At 47.1% G+C, this 7,601-nt stretch carries 8 protein-coding genes; 6 read left to right on the top strand and 2 right to left on the bottom strand.

What is annotated here, in order from left to right:
* The 5 genes from VN105_RS04245 to VN105_RS04225 form a co-directional block, all read left to right on the top strand.
* Positions 1-603, top strand: a 603-nt coding sequence (locus VN105_RS04245) for a TetR/AcrR family transcriptional regulator (RefSeq protein ID WP_325638255.1), incomplete at its 5' end; no start/stop codon positions are given.
* Positions 593-1,954: a TolC family protein gene (locus VN105_RS04240; RefSeq protein ID WP_325638253.1), complete on the top strand. Its 1,362-nt coding sequence runs from the start codon at positions 593-595 to the stop codon at positions 1,952-1,954. The genes VN105_RS04245 and VN105_RS04240, both read left to right, overlap by 11 nt.
* A 27-nt stretch (positions 1,955-1,981) precedes the next feature.
* A complete protein-coding gene (locus VN105_RS04235; protein WP_325638252.1) occupies positions 1,982-3,112 on the top strand; it encodes an HlyD family secretion protein in 1,131 nt (376 codons plus the stop codon).
* 171 nt (positions 3,113-3,283) lie between these two features.
* Positions 3,284-4,861 carry a DHA2 family efflux MFS transporter permease subunit gene (locus VN105_RS04230; protein WP_325638250.1) on the top strand — a complete coding sequence of 526 codons (1,578 nt, stop codon included), beginning with the start codon at positions 3,284-3,286 and terminating at the stop codon, positions 4,859-4,861.
* Between the two features lie 137 nt (positions 4,862-4,998).
* A complete protein-coding gene (locus VN105_RS04225; protein ID WP_325638248.1) occupies positions 4,999-5,565 on the top strand; it encodes a hypothetical protein in 567 nt (188 codons plus the stop codon).
* A 5-nt stretch (positions 5,566-5,570) separates the two neighbouring features.
* Here the strand turns inward: VN105_RS04225 and VN105_RS04220 are convergent, their stop codons facing one another.
* Positions 5,571-6,032 (bottom strand): DUF962 domain-containing protein, encoded by a 462-nt coding sequence (locus VN105_RS04220; protein ID WP_325638246.1) that lies wholly within the window; start codon positions 6,030-6,032, stop codon positions 5,571-5,573.
* Between the two features lie 135 nt (positions 6,033-6,167).
* Between VN105_RS04220 and VN105_RS04215 the strand changes: the two genes are divergently transcribed.
* Complete coding sequence (locus VN105_RS04215; RefSeq protein ID WP_325638244.1) at positions 6,168-7,055, top strand: NAD(P)-dependent oxidoreductase; 888 nt, start codon at positions 6,168-6,170, stop codon at positions 7,053-7,055.
* On the opposite strand, the gene VN105_RS04210 is transcribed toward VN105_RS04215, so the two are convergent.
* Positions 7,052-7,456 carry a helix-turn-helix domain-containing protein gene (locus tag VN105_RS04210; RefSeq protein WP_325638242.1) on the bottom strand — a complete coding sequence of 135 codons (405 nt, stop codon included), beginning with the start codon at positions 7,454-7,456 and terminating at the stop codon, positions 7,052-7,054. The two genes, VN105_RS04215 and VN105_RS04210, sit on opposite strands and share 4 nt — an antisense overlap.
* Between the last annotated feature and the right edge of the window lie 145 nt (positions 7,457-7,601).

The following is a 7,601-nucleotide window of genomic DNA, read 5'->3' as shown; positions in this document are numbered from 1 at the left end:
ATTTTAAAGGTTGCGGAGCGGCTATTTGCCGATCAGGGCTTTCATGGCACATCGGTAAGGGATATAGCACAGGAAGCAGATGTGAACATCGCCATGATCTCCTATTATTTTGGTTCGAAAGACAAATTGCTGGAAACTATTTTCAAATACAGGCTGGAAGCTTCCCGGAAGTTCATCAATGAATTATTGGAGAACGATACGATGGAGCCACTGGAGAAAATAAACAGCCTGATCGACCGGTTCGTCAATAAAATGCTTGGAGAGCAATATTTCCAATGCATTATGAGCCGCGAACAGCTGAACAGCCAGCAAAGTCCCATAAGGGATCTTATCTGGCAACTAAAGGGAGAAATGCTCGGTTTGATGCGCCCCATTGTTACACGCGCCCAGGAGGCGGGCATCTTTTATAAAGATGTGGACGTGGAAATGCTGATGACCACATTATTCGGGACTATTCACCAGGTAATACCTGCCCAGCATATATTAAGAAGCAGCTCCGGGGTGGAAGATCTGAACGACGATGAATACAGGGAGTCTGTGAAAAACAGAGTAAGTACACATTTAAAAAAATTGTTCAAAGCAATCCTAAAACATGAATTCTAAAAGCATATACACACGATTATATGCGCTTGCATCGGGAATCCTGCTGACTTTTTTCTTTCAGACAGCATCCGCACAACAGAGCGTAAAACCGCTTTCGTTAAATGAAGCCATATCGCTGAGTATACAAAACAGCAAACAATTGAAGGTGAGCCATGCAAGAGTAGAACAGGCCACCGCCTCACTGAAAGAAGCCAATGAAGGCCAGTTGCCGGATGTAAGCATTTCAGGTTCTTATCTAAGGCTTACACAACCGAATCTTGACCTGAAGTTGAAAATGGGAGATGATAATAACGGAGGAACCAAAACCGAAAGCCCTAAAGTGAACCAGGCTGCATATGGGATGGCAAATGTAACACTGCCGATCTTCGCCGGCGGAAAGCTCCAGAGTGGTAAAGAATCTGCCCGTTACCTGGCAGAAGCCGCCCGCCTGGACGTGGATAAAGACCGTGAAGATGTGATCCAGAACACCATTGCTGCCTACAGCAACCTTTATAAAGCAAAAGCTGCAGTAGCACTGGTGCAGGAAAATATCAGGCAGTCGGATGAAAGGGTGAAGGAATTTTCCAATAAAGAAAAGAACGGTCTCCTTGCCCGTAACGATCTCTTAAAAGCAGAACTGCAGCAATCCAATTACGAAGTGGCACTGATGGACGCCGAAAACAACCTGAAAGTGGCCAATCTGAATATGGACATCATGCTGGGCCTGCCGGATAATACAGTGATCCAGGTAGACAGCACCGTTTTCCAGGTAGATAATAAAGTAGATGAACGCGGCGTATCAGAGTTTGAACAGCTGGCTTACCAGAACCGTAAAGATGCGGCTTCGCTGGGCGCCAGGGAGAAAGCAGCCAATGCCGGTATAAAAGGAGCAAAGGCCGATTATTTCCCCTCACTCGCTGTAACCGGCGGATACGTGGCGGCTTATATCCCTAACGTGGTAACGATCACCAATGCGGTGACAGCCGGTGTAGGGTTAAAATATAATCTCTCTTCCCTCTGGAAAACAGGTACGAAAGTGAACTACGCAAAGGCACAACTGGCGGAAGTACAGGCCAATGAGGCCAAGCTCGTGGATGGTATCCACCTCGACGTATACCAATCTTACGAAAACTACCTCCTGAGTCATAAGAAAATGGACACTTATATTAAGGCGATAGAACAGTCGGAAGAAAATTACCGGATCACGAAGAATAAACACGATAACAACCTGGCTACTACCACAGATCTGCTGGATGCCGATGTAGCGAATTTGCAGGCGCACCTCAACTATGCGTATGCAAAGGCCGATGCACTGGTAGCTTATAACAAGCTGTTACAGTCTGCCGGTTTACTGGAATCCAACAAAAAATAATACCGCAAACCAATAAATATCAAAGCCGTGGAAACGCAAACTCAAACAAAACCTACTAACAATATAAACATGCAGGAAACAACCGCGCCTAAAAAGAAAAGCAAGGGATTCGTCATAGTGCTGGCAGTGCTGGTACTTGGTGGCGGCGCATTTGGTATCACTAAATATATTCATGCCCTACATCATGAAGAAACTGATAACGCGCAGATAGATGCCAATGTAAGCCCTGTTATACCCCGTGTATCCGGTTACGTGAAAGAAGTAAGAGTGAAAGATAACCAGTTCGTGAAGAAAGGCGATACATTAGTAGTCCTGGACGACCGCGACCTGGCCATTAAAGTACAGGCGGCAGAAAACGCCCTTTATGCTGCACAGGCTAACCTGGGTGCTGCCGAGGCTTCTACAGTAGCTGCAGAAGCAGGTATCAGCACAGCGCAGGCACAGATCAGCACCATTGATGCACAGATCGAAGCTGCCAAAGTAAACCTCTGGAGAGCCAGCCAGGATTACGAGCGTTATGCCAACCTGATCAAAGATCATTCTATCACCCAACAGGAATTTGAGCAGGCTTCTGCTGCCAAACAAACCGCTGAACGTCAGCTCGATGTATTGGCTCAGCAAAAAGCTGCTGCCAGCCGTCAGACGCATGTAGTTGCTTCCCAGAGCGGCGCTACCTCCAAGCAGATCAACATTGCCAATGCAGGTATCAAACAACGTGAAACAGATGTGGAAGATGCAAAACTGAACCTGTCTTACGCGGTGATCCTCGCTCCGGAAGACGGTGTGCTGTCAAAGATCTTTGTACAACCCGGCCAGTTTGTTACAGCAGGACAGTCGCTGTTCAGCGTAGTACTGAGCACTACGCCGTGGGTAGTGGCCAACTTCAAGGAAACACAGCTCGATAAAATGAAACTGGGTCAGAAAGTAACCGTACATATTGATGCTTATCCCGAAAAAGGACTGGAAGCAAAAGTAACGTCCTTCTCCCCGGCTACAGGTTCTAAATTTGCCCTGCTGCCTGCGGATAACGCTTCCGGTAACTTCGTAAAAGTAGTGCAACGCTTACCGGTAAAAATTGAGTTCGATAACCCTAACGATGAACTGATAAAACAGTTGCGCCCGGGTATGAACGTGCTGGTAGACGTGCATCTCAACTAATCATATCAATGAACAGCAACGTACCCGGAGTTAATAATTAGTGGGAACCATGCAAAAATTGACAGACAGGCGTAATCGATTAGCTCTAACAGATCATCAACAGAAAGGTCATGTTCATCATTAATTATTAACTCGGGGTACCGTTGTTTTCATTCAAAATATAAGTGCTGCATGCAACAAGAATCATTGGTAGAATACGGCTCGCGCAGGGTGATTATCACTATCACCGCTATATTTTGCGCTTTGCTGGAGATAGTGGATACCACTATCGTAAATGTGGCGTTGAATGACATGCGTGGTAACATGGGTGCTACACTCAGTGAAATCGGATGGGTCATTACCGCCTATGCTATCGGTAACGTAATTATAGTACCGATGACCAGCTGGTTATCCCAGCAATTTGGTCGTCGTAACTACTTCGCGGCGTCTATTATTATATTCACCGTTTCCTCCTTCCTTTGCGGTAACGCAAGCGTAATGTGGGAGCTGATCATATTCCGCTTCATACAGGGCCTGGGGGGAGGTGCATTGCTGGTAACCTCTCAAACAATTATCACCGAAAGTTACCCGCCTGAAAAACGCGGTATCGCCCAGGCCATTTACGGATTGGGTGTAATTATTGGTCCCACTTTAGGCCCGCCGTTAGGTGGTTATATCACAGACAACTACTCCTGGCCTTACATTTTTTACATCAACATTCCTATCGGTGTAATTGCCACCCTGCTTACGCTGCAGTTTGTGCGCAGCCCGAAGTATGGTGAAAAAAGAGCCGTATCAGAGATCGACTTCCTGGGCATAGGGCTCCTCGCTGTGATGGTAGGCTGTTTGCAGTTTGTATTGGAACGCGGACAGGAAGACGACTGGTTTAATGACGCCACTATTACTGCCTTAACAGTAACCAGTGTACTCGCCCTCTTCTTTTTTGTATGGCGCGAGCTTACCTATAAGAACCCCATCGTGGAACTGAGGGTGCTTAAAAACGGGAACCTCCGGGTTGGTACCATTTTGTCGTTCATTATGGGCTTCGGGTTATATGGTTCCACTTTCATCATCCCGCTGTATACACAAGGTTCCCTTGGATGGACCGCTACGCAATCCGGTATGCTCATGATCCCTGCGGCGTTAACTACCGCGGTGATGATGCCGCTGATAGGTAAAATGCTTGAAAAAGGCATTCCGCAGCAATACCTCGTGGCAAGTGGCATGTTCCTGTTCTTTGTTTTCTGTTTCTGGGGATATAAAATTATCACACCGGCAGATACCGGTTCAGACGCCTTTTTCTGGATGCTGATTGTTCGTGGTATTGGTATGGGTTTACTCTTTATTCCTATCACCACGTTGTCGCTGTCAGGTTTGAAAGGACAACAGATTGGCCAGGGCGCAGCCTTTACAGGTATGATGCGCCAGCTGGGCGGATCGTTTGGGGTGGCTTTGATCACTACATTTATGGCCCGCCAGAATATGCTGCACCGCAGCGACCTGGTAGCCAAACTGGATACCAACAACCCTGATGTGATTAACCGTGTGAACGGATTACAGCACACATTCGGGGCCAAAGGAATGGATCCTCACCAGGCATTAAATTCCGGCTATAAATTACTGGATTACAGTGTTACCAAACAGGCCGCCATATTATCTTATATGGATGTGTTCCTGTACCTGGGCATCCTGTTCCTTATCTGTGTACCTTTTGTATTGATGGTGAAAGCTAAGAAAGCTGCGAAACTGGATCCGTCTGCTATGCACTAACGGAAACAGTTTTCAACATAAAAATATTGTTGCAATAACAGTGTAACAGTTGTAGGTTTAGGTAAATAAGCCCCGATCTTAATCGGGGCTTTTGTTTTTTCAGGCGCAATGAATTAAATTCATAGAAACGCCCCGCTATGGAAACATTCGGCCATGTAAGAATGGTAATAGGATTTATCCTGAGCCTCAGCATTGCACACCTGCTTAAAGGCACTGCCAAATTCATTCAGCATCCCGACCGGGAAAAGCCTTACTGGATACATCTTTCATGGGTAGCCTACATCTTTGTGCTGCTGGTACATTTCTGGTGGTGGGAGATGCCGTTGCACACGATCCGGAAATGGACCTTCCCGGAATACATCTTTATCATCTCCTATATTACCACATTTTTCCTGCTCTGTGCATTACTATACCCCGATGATTTGAAAGATTACAAAGGCTACCAGGATTATTTTTACTCAAGGCGAAAGTGGTTTTTTGGCGTACTGGCATTTTCGTTTATAGCAGATGTGGTGGATACGCTCATAAAAGGGCACGATTATTTTCATCATTTCGGGATAGAATATCCCATCCGCAATATCCTGCATATTGCCCTTTGCCTGATGGCCATCAAAACCAGTAACCGTATCTTTCACGGGGCGCTGGTTATTGGACTTATCCTCTATGAAATGAGTTATATACTGCGGCTGTATCTTGCCGCCTGATTTTTTTACAGGCGGATGCCTGCTTTTTTATAGATAAAGCTCAGCAGCCATGCCGGTCCTATGAGGAGGAATTGTAGGTCCTTGAAAAAGGAAGGTTTTGCGCCTTCAATCTTATGGCCTATAAACTGCCCGATCCAGGCCAGCACAAAAATAAACAGCGCCACCTGCCATATTACCAGCGGGGTAAGTGCTATGAGCCGCCATAACCATAAACAGATAACGCCTATCAGTAACATACCACCTGCCAGGGAAGGGGATAAGCGCAGGTAGTAGACGATCAGCAACAGTAACGCCACATGCGCCACTGAAATATAGGCGCGTACACCGCCAATGGGTAAGGGGATGGCATATAAAAATCCAACGATACTAAAAAAAATAGCGGGCACACAAATCCAGTGGATCAGTTTGTTGGTATGGTTACGGTGGCTGCTGCCGTATTCGTCCAGCCATTGATGGATTGTTCTCATAGCGGTGGCGGTTTATGAAGTGGTACTATTAAAATACGGTAAATAAGCCAAAAGTGGTGAAAGGGTGGAACGAAAAATATTTTACCAATCATTCCCGAAATAATAGATTTGAATCATCAAGTAATCAGAACTATTATGGAAACCATAGGATTTATCGGTACCGGCCATTTGGGCTACCCCATTGCAGAAAACCTGCTGAAGGCAGGGTATACCTTAAGAATTTATAACCGCACCCGCGAAAAGGCGCTGCCATTAGAGCAATTGGGCGCCGTTCTGGTAAGCAGCCCGGAAGAAACGGCGGTGAAGGGCGGCATTGTAATGAGCCTGGTGGCAGATGACAAGGCATTGGAGGCTGTGGCCACGGATGCGTTATTGGCGGCGCTGGGAAACGGCGGCATTCATGTATCCATGAGCACTGTTTCGCCGGATATTTCCAGGGAGCTATCGGTGCGCCATAGCCAGTGTGGGGTTACATTTGTTGCGGCGCCGGTATTTGCACGCCCGGATGCGGCAGCGGCAAAAGCTGGGAATGCAGTGATTTCCGGTCCTGCTGCGGCCAAAGAAAAGATCCGCCCATTATTACAGGCAGGGTTTGCCCGCAATGTATTTGATCTTGGGGAAGATGCTGGCAGCGCTAATGTGCTGAAGCTTATGGGTAACTTTATGATTGCGGGAGCTATGGAACTCATGGCGGAGGCCTTTGCATTGGCAGAGAAAAACGGGGTGGATCCCAGGGTGGCTTATGAGATGCTCACCACTACATTATTTTCAGGCCCCATTTTCCGTAATTACGGCGCCATGATCCTGGACCGTAAATTTACCGGTAATCCTTCTTTCAGTGCTGCATTGGGTTTGAAAGATATGGACCTTGTATTGCAAACAGCGCGGAAGTCGTATACGCCGATGCCACTGGCCAACCTGGTACAGAACCGGCTGGCAACCATCCTGGCAAAGGACATACATGATGCCGACTGGACGGCTCTCGCTTCCGGCGCTTTGGAGGATGCGGGACTTTCTTATTAATCTTTACCGGCCATAGCCGCTACAGTTCTTTCTTTGGGCTTTTGGCGCGCTATGGCGTCTTCCCGGTGCATATTACCCCAGTCGGAAATATGCTGGAGCATACTTTCCATACTCCAGCCAAGAGGGGTGAGCTCATATTCAACCCGCGGAGGTACCTCGGGGTATACGATCCGTTTAACAAGGTGGTCGTTTTCCAGCTCTCTCAGCTGCAACACCAGCACTCTTTCGGAAATCCCGGTGATCGACTTTTTCAGTTCGTTATAGCGAAGCTTACCATCCAGTAAGCGCCACAGTATGCTGGGCTTCCAGCGACCGCCGATCAACGACAGGGTATATGCTGTGCCGCAGTCGCCGCGCAGCTGTTTTCCGTTGATAGCATTGGTGGAATTTTCTTTTCGCATACATTCATTTTTTCTTTCCGGTCTAAAGATACATAATACACCGCTATCGTGGAGGTTACCGCTATCCTTTGGGTAACCCTGTTTTGCCGGAACTTATTTAGCGCTAGGTTTGTTGTATTACTTAAATCTGTTAACTATGAAAATT

Source organism: Chitinophaga sp., from assembly GCF_035564935.1.
Taxonomy (GTDB): Bacteria; Bacteroidota; Bacteroidia; order Chitinophagales; family Chitinophagaceae; genus Chitinophaga.
Note: the sequence above shows the minus strand (reverse complement) of the source record. Positions and strands in the feature narration are given on the sequence as shown.